1 protein-coding gene is annotated in these 388 nt (G+C 64.4%); it reads left to right on the top strand.

All coding sequences use genetic code 11. The annotated features are described in order from the left end of the window. Window positions 1-388 (top strand): baseplate J/gp47 family protein (locus AC1U89_RS24940; protein ID WP_479902295.1); only part of this gene is annotated, 388 nt, incomplete at both ends.

The raw sequence follows: 388 nt of genomic DNA, 5'->3' as shown, positions 1-388 counted from the left end.
GCGTGGGCAGCGTCGACGTGCCGGTCGTTGCCTCAGTCGCGGGGGCGGCCGGAAACGCCATCAGTGGCGCCGTTTCAACCATCGCTGGCGCGATCTCTGGCGTCGATACCGTCACGAACGCCACTGCGTTTACCAACGGCGCCGATGCGGAGTCGGATGCCGCATTGCGGACGCGCTTCATCGCCTACGTGCGAAGCCTTTCCAAGGCCACCAAGGACGCCGTCGGCTACGCCATCACCTCCCTGCAGCAGGGCGTCACGTACTCGCTGGTCGAGAACGTAACCTACAGCGGCACTGCCCAAATGGGCTACTTCTACGTCGTGGTCGATGACGGTTCGGGTGTGCCGACGTCGACCTTCCTGTCGACGGTGGCAAACGCTATCGACGC

It is taken from the genome of Caulobacter sp. 05T431 (genome assembly GCF_056665975.1).
Note: the sequence above shows the minus strand (reverse complement) of the source record. Positions and strands in the feature narration are given on the sequence as shown.